We start from the raw sequence: 17,852 nt of genomic DNA on the forward strand, positions 1-17,852 counted from the left end.
AAGGAGTCACCCCCATGGATCAGAAGAACAACAAGACCGAGGATTTCGAGATCACGCCCAAGCTGGTGTTCGACATGAACCTGGCGCTGTACCTCGACCTGGTGGCCGCGCTGGAGGGCGCGGGCGCCGTCACCTACCGGCAGATGGCGGCGCGGGTCCTGAACATCAGCATGGACGCCCGCACCGACGGCGACACCAACCTGTCGACCGTGCTCGAAGGCATCGCCCAGGGCTTCGCAGGCCACGGCGACGGCCTCTCGATCGAACTGCTGAAGGCCGCGCGCGGCCTGCGAGAGGACGATGCGATGGGCGACATTCCGATGCGGCCCACCGACGATTGAGGTTCGGGGCGCCGCGGCGCCCCTTTGGTTATTCCTCGGCGACCTGCAGCACCAGCTTGCCGAAGTTCTCCCCCGCGAACAGCTTGTTCAGCGACTCGGGGAAGGTGTCGAGGCCCTTCACGACGTCTTCCTTGCTCTTCATGCGGCCGTCCTTCAGGTAGCCGGCCATCTCGGCGATGGCAATGGGGTAACGGTCGGCATAGTCGAACACCACGATGCCTTCCATGCGCGCGCGGTTCACCAGCAGGCTCAGGTAGTTCTTGGGGCCGGCGGCCGGCATGCTGTTGGCGTTGTTGTACTGGCTGATGGCGCCGCAGATGATCACGCGGGCCTTGCGCGCCAGGCGTGCCAGCACCGCGTCCAGAATCTCGCCGCCGACGTTGTCGAAGTAGATGTCCACGCCCTTCGGGCAGTGGGTCTTCAGGCCCTCGCGCACCGCGCCCGCGCCGGCCTTGTAGTCGATGCAGGCGTCGAAGCCCAGCTCTTTCACCACCCAGTCGCACTTGGCGGCGCCGCCGGCGATGCCGACCACGCGGCAGCCCTTGATCTTGGCCAGCTGGCCCACGGTCTGGCCCACGGCGCCGGCCGCACCCGAGACGACGACGGTTTCGCCGGCCTGGGGCATGCCCACGTCCATCAGGCCGAAGTAGCCGGTCATGCCGGGCATGCCCAGCACATTGAGCCACTGGGTGATGGTGCCCACGCGCAGGTCGACCTTCACGAGGCCGTTGCGCTTGATCTGGTCCTGCGGGATCAGCATGTATTCCTGCACGCCGAGCGTGCCGTACACGGTGTCGCCCACGGCGAACTGCGGGTTCTTCGAGGCCACCACGCGGCCGATGCCGCCGGCGCGCATCACCTCGTCGATGGCCACGGGCGGGATGTAGCTCTTGGCGTCGTTGAGCCAGCCGCGCATGGCGGGGTCGAGCGACAGCGACAGTGTCTTGACCAGCACGCCGCCCTCGTCGGGCTGGGCCACGGGCTCGGTGCTGAAGCGCCAGTGCTCGCGCGTGGCCGTGCCCTCGGGGCGCTTGGCAAGACGGACCTGGTGGTTGGTGAGGGCGCTGCTCATGGTGTCTCCTTGATGGGTGAATGTGCCGGGCATCGGCGACGCAGCCGCATCGTAGTCGCGGGCCAAGACCCCGCGCGTAGCGCAGGCGACAGCCCGCGCGCCCCCTCCGGGCGCCCTGCTATGGAAGCAGGAGCAGCCCGTACGCCGCCGCCGTGGCGACGCCCAGCACCGAGGCCACGGCGCCGACGCGCCGCGCCCAGCCGGGCCGGTAGCTCACGAGGCCGACCACCACGAGCGCGGCGGCCGTGAGCGCGCCCAGCCACAGCACCCAGCCCATGGCCAGCCCGCGCAGCCGGAGTGCTGCGACCAGCGAGAGGAGAAGCAGCGCCGCCCCGCCCAGCTGCTGCCAGGGCCGTGACGGGCCCGGCGTGCGGCCGCGCCCGTGGGCGTCTTCGTAGTGCCGGTCCATCGCCAGGCTCAGCGTGACGAAGCCGCCGAGCGCCGACGCGAACAGGGCGCACACCAGCGCGAAGGTGCTCATCGGCAGCACCCCCGCGCCGGAAGCCCCGCCCTCACCGGACGACGAAGCTCAGCGTGGCGACGTGGCGCGTCTGCGTGTAGGGCTTGCCGTCCCAGCTGCCCTTGCCGTCCTTGTCGGTGTGGTTCACCTCGACCACGTACTGGCCGGGCCAGGGCGTCTGCAGCGTGACCTTGCCGGCGTCGTCGGTGGTGAACTTCTTCTCCCACTTGGGCGGGCCGAACACGACCACCTCGGCCTTGGGCAGCGGCTTGCCCGCCAGCAGCAGCGTGAAGCTGTTGCTGTGGGCGGCCTGCGGCACGAGCTCGAGCGTGTGGCGCGCGACGGTTTCGGTGCGGCCGGTGCGCGCCTGGTACAGGCTCGCCACGCCCTTGTCGCTGACGTAGGCACCCACGAGGCGCGCGTCGCCGCTGGCGTCGGCCTTGACCACGAAGTGGTCGGCATGGCGCGTGGCCGGCGTCTGCTTGCCGTCGGCGGCGATGCCGCGCGGCGCGCTGACCAGCTTCAGGTGGCCGGCCTCGGTCTCGCGCAGGTCGTCGGCCCATTCGCCGAAGTAGGCCTTGGCCTCGCCGCCCGCGGCGGGTTCGAGCCAGACGAAGTGGGCGTGCGCGGCGCCCGAGAAAACGAACGCAGCCGCCGCGAGGGTGGCAAGGGAGAACAGGGGTTTCTTCATGGTCGATGCTCCAGGGTTGGTTGAGGATTGAGACGGATTGGAAGGTCGCTTGTTCAGAACTTGGCGCGCAGGGTCAGGCTCACGTTGCGCGGCTCGCCCCAGAACACGCTGTCGTAGAAGCCCACGTTGCGGTAGTACTTCTTGTCGAAGACGTTGCGGATGTTCAGCTGCGCCGTGACGTTCTTGTTGATCTCGTAGCTGGCCATGAGGCTGAACACCGCGTACGCCTTCTGCGAGATGCGCGGCAGCGGGTCCTTCATGCTGAACAGCGGCGGCTGCCCATACCACGACTCGCCGTAGATGCCGCTTTGCGCCGTCATGTCGCCGCCGACCTTCAGGCCACGCCAGGCGCCACTGAAGCGGTAGGCGGTCGACAGGCGCAGCAGGTGCTTGGGCTGGTTGGGCACGGCACGCGCGCCCTTGGCGGTCTTGGCATCGAGGTACGTGTAGCCGGCGGCCACGTTCCAGTCGGGCGTGATCTGGCCCGACACGTCGAACTCCAGGCCGCGCGCCGTCACGCCGTCGCCGCTGGCCACGTAGGCCTGGCCGCCATCGGGCAGCCGAAAGCCCGCGGGCACGCTGCGGTCGAGCTCGGCCAGGTTCTTCTTCTTGACCTGGAACACGGCGGCCGACGCATTGAGCGCGCCGCCGAAGTACTCGCCCTTCAGGCCCAGCTCGGCGCTGGTGCCGGTCTCGGGCGTGAGGTACTGGTCGTTGCGGTCCTTCGAGGTCTGCGGACGGAACAGCGTGGTGTAGCTCGCATACAGCGAGTGGCGTTTGTCCAGGTCGTAGACCACGCCGACATACGGCGTGACCTCGTCCTTCGACTCCGACTTGCCCGTGGTGCGCGTGTACTGCTGCGCCGTGTTGTAGGCGTGGGTGTAGCTGCGGTAGTTGCTCACGCGCGCGCCGACGATCACGCTCAGCGGGTCGGTGAGGCTGAAGCGGCCCGCCACGTAGCCGCCGTTGAGCTGCGTGAAGCCCACGGTCTTCGAGCCGTCGGCCAGGAAGATCGGGCGCGGGATGTTGCCGGTCCACGTGCGGTAGTCGGGAATGGCCTCGGGGTACGGGATCACCGGCGTGCCGCCCTGCGAGGTGTAGGTCTGGTTGCCGCCGTTCCATCCGGCGATGAAGGTGTGGCGCCGCCCGAACAGGCTGAAGGGGCCGGTGGCGTACAGGTCGAAGTTGTCGTTGACGTACTCACCCTCGCCCCACACGCCGCTCCACAGCTTCATGCCCTGGCCGGTGAAGCGGTTGGGGTAGCCCGCGCCGCCGTTGGCCACGGTGGTGTTGTTGGTGCTGGTGGTGCGCGCATAGCCCAGGTGCACCTTCCAGTCGTTGTCGAAGCGGTGCTGCAGCGAGACGAAGGCCGTGTGCTGCTTGTTGGCCCAGGTGCTCCACGGCGCGCTCAGGCTGGTATTGCGCGGCAGGTTGGCGAGCGTGCCGTCGTGGTTCCAGTACGGAATGGCGCCCCAGGTCGCGCCCGTGGGCTTGTTGTCCTGGAAGTCGATGCCGGCGGTGAGCAAGGTGGAGCGCGTGAGGTCGGCCTCGACGATCACCATGCCCACGGTTTTTCGCTCGTGGTACAGGTCCATGTACGAGTCGCGGTCCTGCCAGGCCAGCGCGGTGCGCGCGCGGATGCGGCCGTCGGCGGTGAGCGGCACCGACAGGTCGACCTCGGCGCGCTTGTGGTTCCAGCGCCCGTAGCTGAGCGAGGCGCTGCCCTGGAACTCGCGCGTGGGGCGCTTGCGCACCGAGTTGATGGTGGCCGACGGGTCGCCCGTGCCGCCCATGAGGCCGGTGGCGCCGCGGATGACCTCGATGCGGTCGTACAGCACGGTGTCCGACAGCGGCGCATTCGGGCCGCGCGGCATGCCGTCGATCTGGAAGTTGTTGATCGAGAAGCCGCGCGCCGAGTAGTTCACGCGCTCGCTGTCGGCCTGCCCGACCATGATGCCGGTGGTCTGGCCCAGCACGTCGTCGATGCGGGCGCTGCCCAGGTCATCCATGCGCTCGCGCGTGATCACGGTCACCGACTGCGGCGTCTCGCGGATCGACAGGTCCATGCGCGTCGCAGTGGAGGCCTGCTCGGCGGTGTAGGAGCGGCTGCCCTCGGTGCGGCCGCTGCGGTCGCCCGAGACGGTGACCTCGGACAGCGCCGCGCCGCTGGCGGCGGGCTGTTGTTGCGCGCCGGCTGCGCCGCACAGGAGCAGGGCGACGAGGGCCACGGGAGACCGCCGGAAGCGGGCGCGTGAAAACGAATGCTGGTTCATGGCATGAAGAAAGGGGGCGACCCGACCCGGGAGGTCGGCAACGCCCGTTGGCAAGAGATGGCTAGCGACGCACCCGGCCGCGAAGGGACCGGCAGCGACCTGGCTGCGGAGAAAAAACGCGGTGCGTCAGTAGGTGCCGCGCAAGGTCACGAGCAGGTGGCGCGGGGCGCCGTAGAAGCTGCTGCTGGTGCTGGTGCGGTAGCGCGTGTCGAAGACGTTGTTCAGCGCCACCGACACGGCGAGGTGCTTGTTGATCGGGTAGCGCGCCATGAGGTCGAGCGTGGTGTAGGCCTGCTGCGTGAAGCGCGCATGGCCCGAGGGGCCCAGGCCCGTGCTGTAGGTGTCGCTCTGCCAGTTCAGGCCGCCGCCCACCGTGAGGCCGTTGCCGATGCTGGCGATGCGGTAGCTGGTGAAGAGCTTCAGCAGGTTCTTCGGCACCTGCGTGTTCAGGCGCCGGCCGGCCGCGTCGCGGGCCACGCTGTGCGCAAAGCCGCCGCCGACCTGCCAGCCGGGCAGCAGCTCGCCGGCCACTTCGAACTCGTAGCCGCGCGTGGTCGTGCCCTTGGCGGCGCGGTACGCGGCCGAGCCGTCGGGCGCGAATTCGTTGTCCAGGCGCACGGCGAGGTTGTCCTGCTTCACCTGGAACACGGCGGCGCTGAGGTTGAGGCGGTCGTTGTGGAACGCGCCCTTCACGCCCGCTTCGTAGGCGTGCCCCTCGAGCGGGTCGAGGTAGGTGCCGCTGCGGTCCTTGCCGGCCTGCGGCTTGAAGATGCTGGTGTAGCTGGCGTAGGCCGACCAGTGCTTGTCGAGGTCGAAGACCACGCCCGCGTACGGCGTGACGACGCCCTTCTCGCTGCGCGTGGTGAGGGTGGCGGCGCGCTGCAGGGGGACGGTGCGCGTCACGTCTTTCCAGTCGCTCGCGCGCGCGCCGACGATCACCGAGAGCGCGTCGGTGGGCCGCAGCCGCACCGTGGCATAGGCGCCCGACTGGCGCGTGGCGGTTTCCTGGCGGCCGGTCACGGGCTGGTGCGGCTGGGCGGGCAGGTCGCCGTTCCAGCTGTTGAAGTTCGCGATCCACGGATCGAAGCCCGCCACGTTCCAGCCCGCGTACAACGGCGCGTCGCTGTGCGTGCGCGAGGCGTTGTAGCCCAGCACCAGCTCGTGGCGCCGGCCGAAGAGTTCGAAGGGGCCGCTCGCGTACAGGTCGAATGCGTTCTGCACCGGCACCGCGTTCCAGCGGTTGGTCCACAGGCCGAGCCCCGCACCGGTCGCGCGGTCCATGTAGCCGCGCAGCGCGTAGCCGATGACGTCGTCGTAGGCGCGGCGCGAGCGGTTGAAGGCGGCGTGCACGGCCCAGCCGTTGTCGAAGCGGTGGTCGAGCGCGGCGAAATACTGGCGCTGGTCCTGGTACGAATGGGCCCAGCGCGCGGCGGCGCTGCGCGAGCGGCCGTAGCTGGCCTCGCTGCCGTCGCTGAAAAACAGCGGCAGGCCGGCGCGCGCCACGCCGTCGTTGTCGTGCCGCTGCAGCTCGAAGCCGGCGCTCAGGCGCGTGCTGCGCGCGAGGTCGGCTTCGACGATGCCGTAGAACAGACGCTTCTTTTCGTGATGGCGCTCGATCCACGAGTCGCCGTCCTGCACGGCCGCGACCACGCGCGCGCGCACGCGGCCGTCGGCGGTGACGGGCCCGCCGATGTCGAGCTCGGCGCGCTGCCGATTCCAGGTGCCTGCGCTGAACGAGGCGCTGGCCTGCAGCGCGTTGCCCGGGCGCTTGCGCACGAGGTTGACGGTGGCCGCCGGCGTGCCCACGCCGTTGAGCAGACCGGTGGCGCCGCGCACCACCTCGACGCGGTCGTAGAAGGCCAGGTCACCCGTCTGCAGCAGCCAGGTGCCGGCCTGCGGGATGCCGTCGACCTGGTAGTTCTCGACCTCGAAGCCGCGCGCATAGACGGCGTTGGCGTCGGTGCCGGCGTTGCCGCTCTGCACGAAGCTCAGGCCGGGCGCCTGGCGCAGCACGTCGCTGATCTGGCCCAGGCCCTGGTCGTCGATGCGGTCGCGCGTGAGCACGCTGACCGACTGCGGTGTCTCGCGCAGGCTGAGTTCGAGCCGCGTCGCGGTGCCGATTGCGCCGTCGGTGGTGTAGGAGCCGGTGCCTTCGGTGACGGTGCCGGTGTCGCGCCCGCCGGTGACCGTGACCTCGGTGAGCGCACCGCCGGCAGCGGGCGCTTCGGCCTGCGGCTTCGGACCCGGCGGGCGCTGCGCCGCGACGCGCAGCGCGTAGCCGCCCGAAGCGCCGCGCACCGCTTCGAGGCCGCTGCCTTCGAGCAGCTGCAGCAGCGCCTCGCGCGCCGTGTAGCGGCCCTGCAGCGCAGGCGCGCGCTTGCCGCGCACCACCTCGGCATCGACGCCGAGCAGAAGCCCCGTGCGCACGGCGAGCGCGGTCAGCGCGCTGCTCAGTGGCTGCGCGGGCTGGTGCCACTCGAAGGCCGCATCGGCGGTGGGCGCTTGCGCGGCAGCCGGTATGGCAAGCAGCACCAGGCTCGCGAGCGCGAAGGCACGGCGCAGGCGATGCCAGCGCTGCGCGCCGGCGTGCGCGGTCTCGGTCGGGTCTGCTGCGGGTCCTGTCATGGTGTGGTGAATCTCTTTTCACCACCTATGACAAGCGGGCACGGGAATCGGGTAGCGGCGCGCGCGGAAAAAAGTTCGACCGCCCGGTCACGGCGGCGCCGTGGTCGTCACCCGCACCAGCCACGGCGACAGCGTCGACACGCGCAAGCTCGGCAGTGCGCTGGCAAGCAGCGCGAGCGCGGCGTCGCTCTGCTGGATCGGCAGCACGCCGGTGAAGCGCAGCGCGCCCAGGGCCTCGTCGTCGGCCAGCAGCAGGCCGGGCCGGTGCCGCCCGAGCTGGCGCAGCACCTCGGCCACCGGTGCGTCGTCGAACACCAGCCGGCCCTGCGGCCAAGCCAGGCCGCCGGGCGCGGCGGGCACGGTGTCGGTGGTGACGCCGCGGCGGTCGAAGCGCACCTGCTGCCCCGCCTGCACGTCGACCCAGCGGTCGTCGCCGCCGTCCAGCGGCTGCACGCGCACGCGCGATTCGGTGACGGTGACGAGCGTGTCGTCGGCCTCGCGGCGCACGGCGTAGCGCGTGCCCAGCGCCTGCGCGCTGCCGTCGCGATCGACCACGGCGAAAGGCTTGTCGCCGTGCGCGACCTCGACGAAGACCTCGCCGCGCAGCAGCTGCACGCGGCGCACGCTGCCGGAGAAATCGATGTCGATGGCCGAGTCGCTGTTCAGCGCGACGCGGCTGCCGTCCTCGAGCGTGAGGTGGCGGACCTCGCCGGTGCCGGTGCGTTCATCCGCCAGCCAGGCCTGCCACGGCATCGCGGCGCCCGCCACGAGCAGGCAGGGCAGCAGCACGAGCGCGCCCAGCGCCTGGCGCGACAGGCCGCGGCGTGTGGGCTGCGGCGCGGGGGTGTCGGGTGTGACCGACTCCCACATGCGGCGCATCTCGGCCAGGAGCCGCGCATGGCGCTCGTCGAGCGCGCACCACGCGGCGCAGGCGGCGCGCGTGGCGTCGTCCACGCTGTCGTCGGCGAGGGTCACGGCCCACAGCGCCGCCTCTTCGCGCAGGCGCTCGGCGGCCGCGTCAGGCATGGGCCGGGGCGTCGGCGCTTTCCGCTTCGGGCACGGCCGCCGCCATGCGGCCGTGGCAATGCGCCAGCACCTTCGCGAGGTACTGCTTCACGCGCGTCTCGGACACGCCCAGTTCGGCCGCGATCTCGCGGTACGAGCGGCCTTCGACGCGCGCCATCAGGAAGGCGGTGCGGCTCTTCACGTCGAGCTCGGTCGCCAGCAGCGCGAGCACCTGGCCCAGCAGCTCGCGCGCGCAGGCCTTGTCCTCGGCGCTCGGCGCGCAGGCGTCCTCGGCCATCAGCGCGACGGTGCGCAGCACCTCGGCCTCGACCTGCATGCGGCGAAAGCGGTTGATCATCAAACGACTCGCCACCACCTGCAGGAACGCGCGCGGCTGGCGCAGCACCGGCTGCTGGGGCAGCTCGATGAGGTTGAGAAAGGTGTCGTGCGTGAGGTCGGCCGCGGTGAAGCCGCAGCGCAGGCGGCCCAGCAACCAGCTGCGCAGCCAGCCCTGGTGGTCGACGTACAGCTGCCGGACTTCCGGATGGGACATGGTGTGAAGGGGCATCGCGGGCAGCGACGCAATTGAGAGTTATTCTCATTATAGATTTGTAAAGTTTGTCCTGTCCCCCGAAACGTCTCATTCCGCATGAGGCACCGCGCGGGCTACCCGTTTCGGCGCCTCGCACGTCTTAGCTGCATGACCCTCGCTTTCTTCTGCAGGGACGCCCGGTGACGGCGCCCGCTTCCCGTTCGCGCGCCGGCCGGCGCCTGCGCATCGCCGCCTTCGCGGCCCTGGCCCTGGCCGCCGCCGCGGTGGCCTATGTGGGGGCGAGTCCGCGCGACCCCGGCTGGGACACCGCCGTGCTGCGCCGCGGCGACATCGAAAGCAGCGTGACCGCCATCGGCACGCTGCAGCCGCGCCGTTATGTGGACGTGGGCGCGCAGGTGTCGGGCCAGATCCTGCGGCTGCACGTGCAGCCCGGCGACCCGGTGAAGAAGGGCCAGCTGATGGTGGAGATCGACCCCAGCGTGCAGCAGGCCACGGTGGACGCCGGCCGCGCCTCGCTCGCGGGGCTGCGCGCGCAACTGGCCGACCAGCACGCGCAGCACCGGCTGGCGCGCCAGCAGTTCGCACGCCAGCAGCAGATGGCCGCCGAGGGCGCCACGCGCGCCGAAGACGTGCAGACCGCCGAAGCCACGCTGGCTTCCGCCGCCGCGAAGATCGCGCACCTCGAAGCCCAGATCGCCCAGACCCAGGCCACGCTCAAGGCCGACGAGGCCCGCCTGGGCTACACGCGCATCTACGCGCCGATGGCCGGCAGCGTGGTCTCGGTGCAGGCGCGCGAGGGCCAGACGCTCAACGCCACCTACCAGACGCCCGACATCCTGCGCGTGGCCGACCTGTCGAGCATGACGGTGTGGACCGAGGTCTCGGAAGCCGACGTGCGCCGCGTGAAGCGCGACATGGCCGTGTACTTCACCACGCTCGGCGCCGACCGCCGCCGCTGGGAAGGCACCGTGCGCCAGGTGCTGCCCTCGCCGCCCGTGGCCGCAGGCAAGGGCGGCGGCGACGCGCCGCAGGCCCCGGCCGCCAGCAAGGTCGTGCTCTACACGGTGCTGTTCGACGTGGACAACGCCGACGGCGAGCTCATGCCGCAGATGACCGCGCAGGTGAGCTTCGTCGCCGCCTCGGCGCGCAACGTGGTGGTGGCACCGCTGCCCGCGCTCACGGCCGTGAAGGGCCAGGCCGGGCGTTTCACCGCGCGCGTGCTCGGCCCCGACGGCCAGCCCGCGCCGCGCGAGGTGCGCATCGGCGTGCGCGACCGGCTCTCGGGCGAGGTGCTCGAAGGCCTGGCCGAGGGCGAGCGCCTGATCACCGGCGAACGCGCGGCCGGCGGCGGCACGCGGAAGTTCCAGCTGTGAGTGCAGCGGAGACGAAGACGCCCCCGCTGATCGCGCTGCACGACCTGCGCAAGTCCTACGGCGGCCACGACGGCGCGCCGGCCGTCGAGGTGCTGCGCGGCATCACGCTCGAGCTGCACGCGGGCGAGTTCGTCGCCATCGTCGGCAGTTCGGGCTCGGGCAAGTCGACGCTGATGAACCTGCTCGGCTGCCTCGACCGGCCGACGCAGGGGCGCTACCTGTTCGCCGGCCAGGACGTGGCCGGCATGGACGCCGACGCACTCGCGCGGCTGCGGCGCGAGGCCTTCGGCTTCGTGTTCCAGGGCTACCACCTGATCTCCACTGAGTCGGCGCAGGAGAACGTCGAGATGCCCGCCATCTACGCCGGCGCGGCGCCCGCCGAGCGCGCGTCGCGTGCACGCGGGCTGCTCACTCGCCTGGGCCTGGGCGATCGGCTGGGCCACCGGCCGCACCAGCTGTCGGGCGGCCAGCAGCAGCGCGTGTCGATCGCGCGTGCGCTCATGAACGGCGGGCGCATCGTGCTGGCCGACGAGCCCACCGGCGCGCTCGACTCGCGCAGCGGCGAAGAGGTGATGGCGCTGCTCGACGAGATGGCCGCCGCCGGCCACACCGTGATCCTCATCACGCACGACCGCGAGGTGGCGCAGCGCGCGCGCCGCGTGATCGAGATCCGCGACGGCTGCATCGTGTCGGACAGCGGACGCGCGCCCGTCGAAGCGCCACCAGAGCCACTTCCGCTGCCCTCGCCCACGCACACAGCCGACGCCGCCGACACGCCGCGCGCCCTGCTCTCCGAGCTGCACGAGGCGCTGCGCGCGGCCTGGCGCGTGATGTGGATCCACCGCTTTCGCACCGGCCTCACGCTGCTGGGCATCGTGATCGGCGTGGCCTCGGTCATCGTGATGCTCGCGGTCGGCACCGGCTCGCAGGAGGCGGTGATGAAGCAGATCTCGCTGTTCGGCGCCGACAAGATGTACGTGGCCGCCATTCCCGACAGCGCGCGCGGGCGCGGCGGCAAGCTCACGCTGGCCGATGTCGACACCATTCGCCAGCTGCCCAACGTGCGCGTGGCCATGCCCTACATCGAGGGCTTCGTGGTCGCGCGGCGCGGCAACGTGGACCACCGCACCGAGGGCGGCGGCGCCACCACCGACTTCGAGCAGGCGCTGAAGTGGCCGACCGCGCGCGGCATCTTCTTCGACGAGAGCGACGAGCAGAGCCTGGCCAAGGTCGCGGTGATCGGCGAGCGCGTGCAGGCCGCGCTGTTCGCCGACGGCACCGACCCCGTGGGCCAGCGCATCCTGCTGGACAACGTGCCCTTCGACGTGCTGGGCGTGCTCGCCGCCAAGGGCGCGGGCGGCGGCCAGGCCAGCGAGGACGAGCGCGTGATCGTGCCCTTCTCCACCGCCGCCGCGCGGCTGTACGGCAGCAACCACCCGACCTGGGTGGCCGTGGCCGTGCACGACGTCGACAAAGCCTCGGAGACGGCGGCCGAGATCGTCGAGGTGCTGGCCGCGCAGCGCCATGTGCGCGACGTGCAGGTGTTCAACCAGACCGAGTCGATCAAGGCGCGCGCGCAGACCCAGCGCACCATGACCGTGATGCTCGGGCTGATCGCGGCGGTGTCGCTGGTGGTCGGCGGCATCGGCGTGATGAACGTGATGCTCATGACCGTGCGCGAGCGCACGCGCGAGATCGGCATCCGCATGGCCACCGGCGCACGGCAGCGCGACATCCTGCGGCAGTTCCTCGTCGAGGCGGTGCTGGTCACCGTGACCGGCGGCGTCGCGGGCGTGGTGGGCGGTCTGCTCGTGGGCGCCGCGCTCATCGTGTGGAGCGTGCCGGTGATCTTTTCCCTCACGGCCATCGCGGGCGCCTTCGGCTGCGCCGTGCTCACCGGCCTGGTGTTCGGCTTCATGCCGGCCCGCAAGGCCGCCGCGCTCGACCCGGTCGCGGCCCTGTCTTCCGAATGACGACTGCCATGACGCGCCTTTTCTTCTCTCCCGCCACGCTGGCCCTGGCGGCGCTGCTGCTCGCGGGCTGCGCGACGCCATCGGCCGATGCGCCTGCCACCGCCACCCCCGTCGCAGACCCGTGGTGGGGCGGTTTCGGCAGCACCGAGCTGCCGGCCTTCGTCGCCGCGGTCGATGCCGGCAACCCCGACGGCGACGCTGCCGAAGCGCGTCTGCGCCAGGCCGAGGCGCAGGAGCGCATCACCGGCGCCTCGGCCTGGCCTGAACTTTCAGCCACCGCCGATGTGCAGCGCCAGGGCCGGCTCGGCGGCGATGCGAACGTGAGCGGCAACCGGCGCGCGCTCGGGCTCGATGCGCGCTACGAGGTCGACCTGTGGGGCCGCCTGCGCGCACAGCGCGACAGCGCCGGCGCCTCGCGACGCGCCAGTGCCTTCGACCGCGATGCGGTGCGGCTCGCGCTGCGCGCGGGCGCGGGTGCGGCGTGGCTCGACGCGCTGGGCCTGCGCGAGCGCACGGCCATCGCGCGGCGCAGCCTGGACGACGCCGAACGGCTGCTGCAGCTGGTCGAGGCCCGTGCGCGCGCGGGCGCGGCCTCGCCGCTCGAGCTTGCGCAGCAGCGCGGCATCGTCGCGTCGCAGCGGCGCACGGCCGCCACGCTGCACCAGCAGTCGCGCGCGGCGGACATCCGCATGGCGCGCTGGCTCGGCCAGGCCGGCAGCGAGGTGCGGATCACAGCCACCAGCCTGCAGCAGCTCGCGCTGCCCGCGGTCGATGCGGGCTTGCCGGCCGACCTGCTCGCGCGCCGGCCCGACATCGCACGCGCCGAAGCCGCGCTGGCCGCGGCCGACGCGGACGTGGCGGCGGCGCGCGCGGCGATGTTCCCGACACTCACGCTGAGTGCCGGCCTCGCGGCCGCGGGCCCGCGCTTCGGCACGCTGTTCGACCACCCGGTGTACAGCCTGGCCGCTGCGCTCGCGGCGCCGGTCTTCGACGGCGGCCGGCGCGCGGCGGCGCGCGACCTGTCGACCGCACGGCGCGAAGAGCTGCTCGCGACCTACCGCGCCGCCACCGTGGCCGCCTTCACCGACGCGCTGACCGCGCTCGACGCCGTGGCCGCGCTCGACACGCAGCGCGCCGCACAGGACGAGGAACTGGCACAGGCCGAGCGCGCGCGCACGCTCGCCGAGTCGCGCTACCGCGCGGGTGCCGAGACGCTGCTCACGCTGCTCGATGCGCAGCGCACGCTGTTCGCCGCGCAGGATGCACGCGCGCAGTTGCTGCAGGCGCGGTTGCAGGCCAGCGTGGCGCTGTACCAAGCGCTCGGCGGCGGCTGGTCTGCCGAAGCGACCACGCGCCTCAGCCGAAACGCACGCTGATCTGCAGGCCGGGGTGCGCGTTGCGCACCGTGAGCCGACCACCGTGGGCTTCGGCGATGAGCCGGCACAGGTACATGCCCAGGCCGACACCACCGGTGGCGCGCGCCCGCGCGCCGTCGGTGCGATAGAAGGGCTCGGTCAGGCGTTCGAGCTGCGCGTCGTCCACGCCGGGACCGAAGTCGCGCACCTCGAGTTCGGCACCGCCGTCGGCCGGCGCGCGCAAGCTCACGGTCGGTGGCTGCGGTGCGCCGGCGCTGTAGCGCAGCGCGTTGTCCAGCAAGTTGCGCACCATCAGGCGCACGCGCATGCGGTCCACGGCCTGCGGCGGCAAGCCCTCAGCCAGGTCGAGTTGCACCGCTTGGGCGCCGGGCATCTCGGCCACGATCTCGCGCACCAGCGCAGCCAGGTCGACCGGCTCGCGCTGCAACGCGGCATGCGGGCTCGCGAGGCGTTCGCTTTCGAGCAGGTCGCTGATCAGGTCGCGCATCTCGTTGAGGTCGCGCAGCAGTGCCTCGCGCTCGGCCTCGCCTTCGGGCGTGGCGGGCAGCAGCTCGGCGTTGAGCCGGGCCCGCGTGAGCGGCGAGCGCAGCTCGTGGCTCAGCGCCAGCAGCAGGCCGCGCTTGGCATCGAGCATGGCCTGGATGTCGCTGGCCATGGTGTTGACGCGCTGCGCGAGGTCGCCCAGGTCGTCGTTGCGGCGGATCGGAATGGGTTGCGCGAACTCGCCGCGGCCGAAGCGCTGCGCGCCCTCGCGGATGTCGATGAGCGGACGCAGCAGCCGGCTCACCAGTGCGTAGGCCACCACCACGAGCAGCAGCAGCACGCACAGCGTGGTCCAGCCCGCCGCGCGCGGCGCGAGCTGCCACAGCCGGGGCGCCCAACCGAAGATGACCTTGTGCCCGTCGGCCGTGGGGCGCACGAACCAGCGCTCGGTGGAGAACATCGACTCCTCGCGGTCGCGGTCGTAGAACCAGCCGCCGCGCGCGTGCATGTCGTTGCCGGGGTTCGACTCCCAGTTCACGCTGGGCCCGGTGATGCGGATCGTGATCGGGAGCCGGTCGACCAGCGCCTGCGCGCGCACCGTGTCGGGCGGCGTGCCGAGTTCGGCAACGAGGCGGTCGGCGTAGTCCATCAGCATCGGCTGCGCGGCCTCGGCCCAGGTGCTGGAGAACGACCGCTTCATGCCGCCCACGAACACCGCCGCCATCACGAGCGCGAGCACCACGAACATCATCACGATCCGCACGCGTACCGAGCTGCGCCAGCGCTGCTGCATGTGCGCGTGCATGCGCGCATGCCAGTGCCGGCGGCGCTCCTTGCCGGGGCACAGGCCTTCGTTGTCGGCGGGCACGGCGCCTGCGCGCCTGCGGGGAAATCTCATGAAGAAGGCTCGCCCGGCGCCACGGCCAGCGCGTAGCCGGCGTTGCGCAGCGTCTTGATGCAGTCGAGCGGCTCGAGCTTCTTGCGCAGCCGGCTCACCACGATGTCGACCGCGCGCGTGAAGAGCTCGGCCTCGTGGCCGCGCAGCCGGTTCAGGATGTCGTCGCGGCTGAACACCTTGCCGGGCTCGCCGGCCAGCAGCGCGAGCAGGTCGAACTCGGTGCCGGTGAGCTCCACGCGCTCGCCGTGGCGCAGCACCTGGCGCCGGTCGAGGTCGATCGAGAGGCCGTCGAACACGCGCAATTGCGCGTTGGTAGCGGCGGCCGCCGGCGCGCTGCGCTGGCGGCGCAGGATGGTCTGCACGCGCGCCACCAGTTCGCGCGGCTCGAAGGGCTTGGGCACGTAGTCGTCGGCGCCAAGTTCGAGGCCGACCACGCGGTCCATGACCTCGCCGCGCGCGGTGAGCATCACGATGGGGATGTCGCTTTCCTTGCGGATCTCGCGGCACAGTTCAAAGCCGTCCATCTCGGGCAGCATGACGTCGAGGATGGCCGCGTCGTAGTGCCCCGCACGCAGCTTGGCGATGCCTTCGCTCGGGCGCTTGGCGCTGTCGAGCGTGCAGCCGAAACGTGCGAAGTAGGTGGTCAGCGGCGCGGCGAGGTGTTCGTCGTCGTCGATCAGCAGGATGCGCGGCATGGCGGGATTGTGCCTCCTGGCAAAGAGAGCGCGAATGGCAAGGCTTGCAATCAATCCGGCCGGCATCGCACCGTCCAGACCAGGCCGGCGGTGAGGCCGGCGAGCAAAAGCACGTGGTAGACCACGTCGGGCACCGTGCGCGGGCCGATGCCCGCGACGATGGTGCCCAGGCCGACCAGCGTGCCCAGCAGGGCAAAGCCCTGTCCGGCGATCGCCGCCGTGCGGGCATGCGCGGGGCGGCGCCAGGTTTCGAGCGCCGCGAGCACCAGCACGGTGGCGATCACGGCCTCGGCGGTGCGCGCCTGCGGATGCGCGTGGCCGGCCCCGAGCCAGCCACCGTGCACCGCCGACGCGGCGGCGAGCGTGAACGCCTCGCCCAGCATCACGGTGCGCGCGAGCGCGGGGCGCATCGAAGGACGCGAACGGGCCACGGCACTCACCACGGATCGGCGCGGCCGATGCGGCCGAGGTGGGTGGACGCAAAACCGGTCGCGTACTTCAGGCCGAAGCCCAGCGCATGGTCGAGCCCGACGCGGGCCAGCCAGACCAGGCCGCCGGCCACCGCCCACGGCTGCGCCGCGAACACGCCCAGCGCCAGCAGCAGCACCGGCCCGATCAGCGCATGCGCGGCGTTGTACAGCGCCGCGCCGACACGCGGCCCCGCGAGGTAGCCGAGCAGCGAAAGGTCGGGCGCGAACAGCCAGAGCGCGAACACGCCCCAGCCCATGCCGAACTGGGCATAGCCGACCAGCGCAACAGCGAGCACCACCGCGCCCTCGAAACGCAGCACGGTGCGCACGCCGTCCATGGCCGGCACGGCGGGGTCGCGGGACACCGCGAAACCCACGCGCTGCTGCGGCTCCTGCAGTGCGGGTCGATGCAGCGACACGAAGCGCGCCCAGCCCGGGGGCGAGCCCATTTCAGCCATGGCGGGACCAGCGGCGGCCGCCGCGCTCCATGAAGTCACGCACCTTCTGTTGCTGGGCGGGATTCAGGTGGTCGAAGAAGTCGGCCGCGGCGGCGATCACCTCGGGGCTGCCGGTGCGCACCACGGCGGTCTTCTCTTCGACCAGGCGCGCGGCGCCGGCCTGGTCGAGCGTGTTGCCCGCGAACAGCGCCTTGAACTGCGAGCGCGGATCGCCCGAGCCGCCCGCACCGCGCATCGCCTGGCGCTGTGCCTGCAGCTTCTCGGCCAGCACGGTGAGCTTCTGCTTCTGCGCGGCGTCGAGCTCGAGCTTGCTGCCGACGCGCTCGACCATCTTGGCGCGGAACTCGGCGCTGTCGCCGCCCCAGCCGTGGCGATGGCCGGCACAGCCGGCGATGCTGCCGGCGACGACGGCCAGGCCGGCGAATCCGAACAGGGTTCGTTTGATCCAGTGCTTCATGGGGGTGCTCCTTCATGCGCCCCTGCGCGGGGCTGCTTCAGTGATGAACGTGGCGACGGCGGCGCCGCCCGGGGCGCCGCATCGTCGGCTCAGAGGCGGTTGCCGCTGTCGCGCGCGGCGGCGGCACGCGCGTCGACGGGGTTCTGCATCGTCGAGATGACCTTGCTGTTCACGCGCGAGCCGGAGGTCACGTTCTGGTCGGGGGCGGCGGCGGTGCGCACGGCTTCGGCAATGACGCGGGCGCGGTCGGTCGACACGGCCACGGTCTCGGGGCCGCGCGAACCGCGCACGACGTTCTGGTCGGGGGCGGCGGCGGCACGCACGGCTTCGGCGTTGACATCGGCGCGGCTCATGGCCGACACGGGCGCGTGCACGCCCTCGTAGCTTTCAGCCTTGGCGCCGGCGGCGGCGAGCATGGCGAAGGAACCGACAGCAACGAGCTGCGCGAGGGAGAAGGACGACTTGACGATCATGATGCAGGCCTTTCTTTCAGGGGTTGGAAGAGGAGACCTGATGGTGCGCGTCGATGCCCCGAGAGTCCTTTCACCCCCGTATCGCCGTATTTCGGTTTGTTTCACCAGGATTGGCTCGGCCCCAGGCTGCGCGCACTTCGTGTCGCTTCGCCAACCCCCTACCGGGGGCAACACCG

17 protein-coding genes are annotated in these 17,852 nt (G+C 71.7%); 4 read left to right on the forward strand and 13 right to left on the reverse strand.

What is annotated here, in order from left to right:
* Positions 1 to 14: 14 nt before the first annotated feature.
* The gene (locus AC07O4_RS06695) at positions 15 to 341 is read left to right on the forward strand and encodes a hypothetical protein (protein ID WP_062482731.1); all 327 of its coding nucleotides are present in this window, start codon (positions 15 to 17) and stop codon (positions 339 to 341) included.
* 28 nt (positions 342 to 369) lie between these two features.
* Here the strand turns inward: AC07O4_RS06695 and AC07O4_RS06700 are convergent, their stop codons facing one another.
* The 7 genes from AC07O4_RS06700 to AC07O4_RS06730 all read right to left on the reverse strand — a co-directional run bounded on the left by AC07O4_RS06700 (position 370) and on the right by AC07O4_RS06730 (position 9,020).
* On the reverse strand, positions 370 to 1,413 hold the full coding sequence (locus tag AC07O4_RS06700; protein ID WP_307696685.1) for an NADP-dependent oxidoreductase: 1,044 nt from the start codon (positions 1,411 to 1,413) through the stop codon (positions 370 to 372).
* Between the two features lie 118 nt (positions 1,414 to 1,531).
* Positions 1,532 to 1,894 (reverse strand): DUF3325 domain-containing protein, encoded by a 363-nt coding sequence (locus AC07O4_RS06705; protein WP_492683073.1) that lies wholly within the window; start codon positions 1,892 to 1,894, stop codon positions 1,532 to 1,534.
* 31 nt (positions 1,895 to 1,925) lie between these two features.
* Positions 1,926 to 2,564, reverse strand: a complete 639-nt coding sequence (locus AC07O4_RS06710) for a DUF4198 domain-containing protein (protein WP_492732573.1) — start codon at positions 2,562 to 2,564, stop codon at positions 1,926 to 1,928.
* A 53-nt stretch (positions 2,565 to 2,617) separates the two neighbouring features.
* Positions 2,618 to 4,792: a TonB-dependent siderophore receptor gene (locus AC07O4_RS06715; RefSeq protein WP_495304079.1), complete on the reverse strand. Its 2,175-nt coding sequence runs from the start codon at positions 4,790 to 4,792 to the stop codon at positions 2,618 to 2,620.
* A gap of 171 nt (positions 4,793 to 4,963) precedes the next feature.
* The gene (locus tag AC07O4_RS06720) at positions 4,964 to 7,462 is read right to left on the reverse strand and encodes a TonB-dependent siderophore receptor (protein WP_495304080.1); all 2,499 of its coding nucleotides are present in this window, start codon (positions 7,460 to 7,462) and stop codon (positions 4,964 to 4,966) included.
* An 87-nt stretch (positions 7,463 to 7,549) separates the two neighbouring features.
* Entirely contained in the window at positions 7,550 to 8,488 is a 939-nt protein-coding gene (locus AC07O4_RS06725) for a FecR family protein (protein WP_495304081.1), read from the reverse strand.
* Positions 8,481 to 9,020: a sigma-70 family RNA polymerase sigma factor gene (locus AC07O4_RS06730; protein WP_174250314.1), complete on the reverse strand. Its 540-nt coding sequence runs from the start codon at positions 9,018 to 9,020 to the stop codon at positions 8,481 to 8,483. The genes AC07O4_RS06725 and AC07O4_RS06730 overlap by 8 nt, the downstream gene beginning before the upstream one ends.
* A 179-nt stretch (positions 9,021 to 9,199) precedes the next feature.
* Here AC07O4_RS06730 and AC07O4_RS06735 point away from each other — a divergent pair, with 179 nt between their 5' ends.
* Genes AC07O4_RS06735 through AC07O4_RS06745 form a run of 3 tightly spaced genes read left to right on the forward strand, consistent with a single transcriptional unit; the run spans position 9,200 to position 13,742 of the window.
* On the forward strand, positions 9,200 to 10,393 hold the full coding sequence (locus tag AC07O4_RS06735) for an efflux RND transporter periplasmic adaptor subunit (RefSeq protein ID WP_487847409.1): 1,194 nt from the start codon (positions 9,200 to 9,202) through the stop codon (positions 10,391 to 10,393).
* Positions 10,390 to 12,366 (forward strand): MacB family efflux pump subunit, encoded by a 1,977-nt coding sequence (locus AC07O4_RS06740; RefSeq protein ID WP_495304082.1) that lies wholly within the window; start codon positions 10,390 to 10,392, stop codon positions 12,364 to 12,366. Before AC07O4_RS06735 ends, AC07O4_RS06740 begins: the two co-directional genes overlap by 4 nt.
* Positions 12,367 to 12,374: 8 nt before the next feature.
* Positions 12,375 to 13,742: an efflux transporter outer membrane subunit gene (locus tag AC07O4_RS06745; protein ID WP_495304084.1), complete on the forward strand. Its 1,368-nt coding sequence runs from the start codon at positions 12,375 to 12,377 to the stop codon at positions 13,740 to 13,742.
* Here AC07O4_RS06745 and AC07O4_RS06750 read toward each other — a convergent pair.
* From AC07O4_RS06750 to AC07O4_RS06775, 6 genes are all read right to left on the reverse strand, one after another.
* Positions 13,723 to 15,123 (reverse strand): sensor histidine kinase, encoded by a 1,401-nt coding sequence (locus tag AC07O4_RS06750; RefSeq protein WP_495304085.1) that lies wholly within the window; start codon positions 15,121 to 15,123, stop codon positions 13,723 to 13,725. The genes AC07O4_RS06745 and AC07O4_RS06750 overlap by 20 nt on opposite strands.
* Complete coding sequence (locus tag AC07O4_RS06755; protein ID WP_495304086.1) at positions 15,120 to 15,818, reverse strand: response regulator transcription factor; 699 nt, start codon at positions 15,816 to 15,818, stop codon at positions 15,120 to 15,122. Before AC07O4_RS06755 ends, AC07O4_RS06750 begins: the two co-directional genes overlap by 4 nt.
* Positions 15,819 to 15,868: 50 nt before the next feature.
* The gene (locus AC07O4_RS06760; RefSeq protein ID WP_492699673.1) at positions 15,869 to 16,228 is read right to left on the reverse strand and encodes a hypothetical protein; all 360 of its coding nucleotides are present in this window, start codon (positions 16,226 to 16,228) and stop codon (positions 15,869 to 15,871) included.
* 26 nt (positions 16,229 to 16,254) lie between these two features.
* Positions 16,255 to 16,746 (reverse strand): DUF4260 domain-containing protein, encoded by a 492-nt coding sequence (locus AC07O4_RS06765; protein WP_495304087.1) that lies wholly within the window; start codon positions 16,744 to 16,746, stop codon positions 16,255 to 16,257.
* Positions 16,739 to 17,203: a Spy/CpxP family protein refolding chaperone gene (locus AC07O4_RS06770; RefSeq protein WP_369630460.1), complete on the reverse strand. Its 465-nt coding sequence runs from the start codon at positions 17,201 to 17,203 to the stop codon at positions 16,739 to 16,741. Before AC07O4_RS06770 ends, AC07O4_RS06765 begins: the two co-directional genes overlap by 8 nt.
* Before the next feature lie 89 nt (positions 17,204 to 17,292).
* On the reverse strand, positions 17,293 to 17,676 hold the full coding sequence (locus AC07O4_RS06775) for a hypothetical protein (protein ID WP_062478905.1): 384 nt from the start codon (positions 17,674 to 17,676) through the stop codon (positions 17,293 to 17,295).
* Between the last annotated feature and the right edge of the window lie 176 nt (positions 17,677 to 17,852).

The organism is Variovorax sp. GW821-FHT09D04 (genome assembly GCF_059416405.1).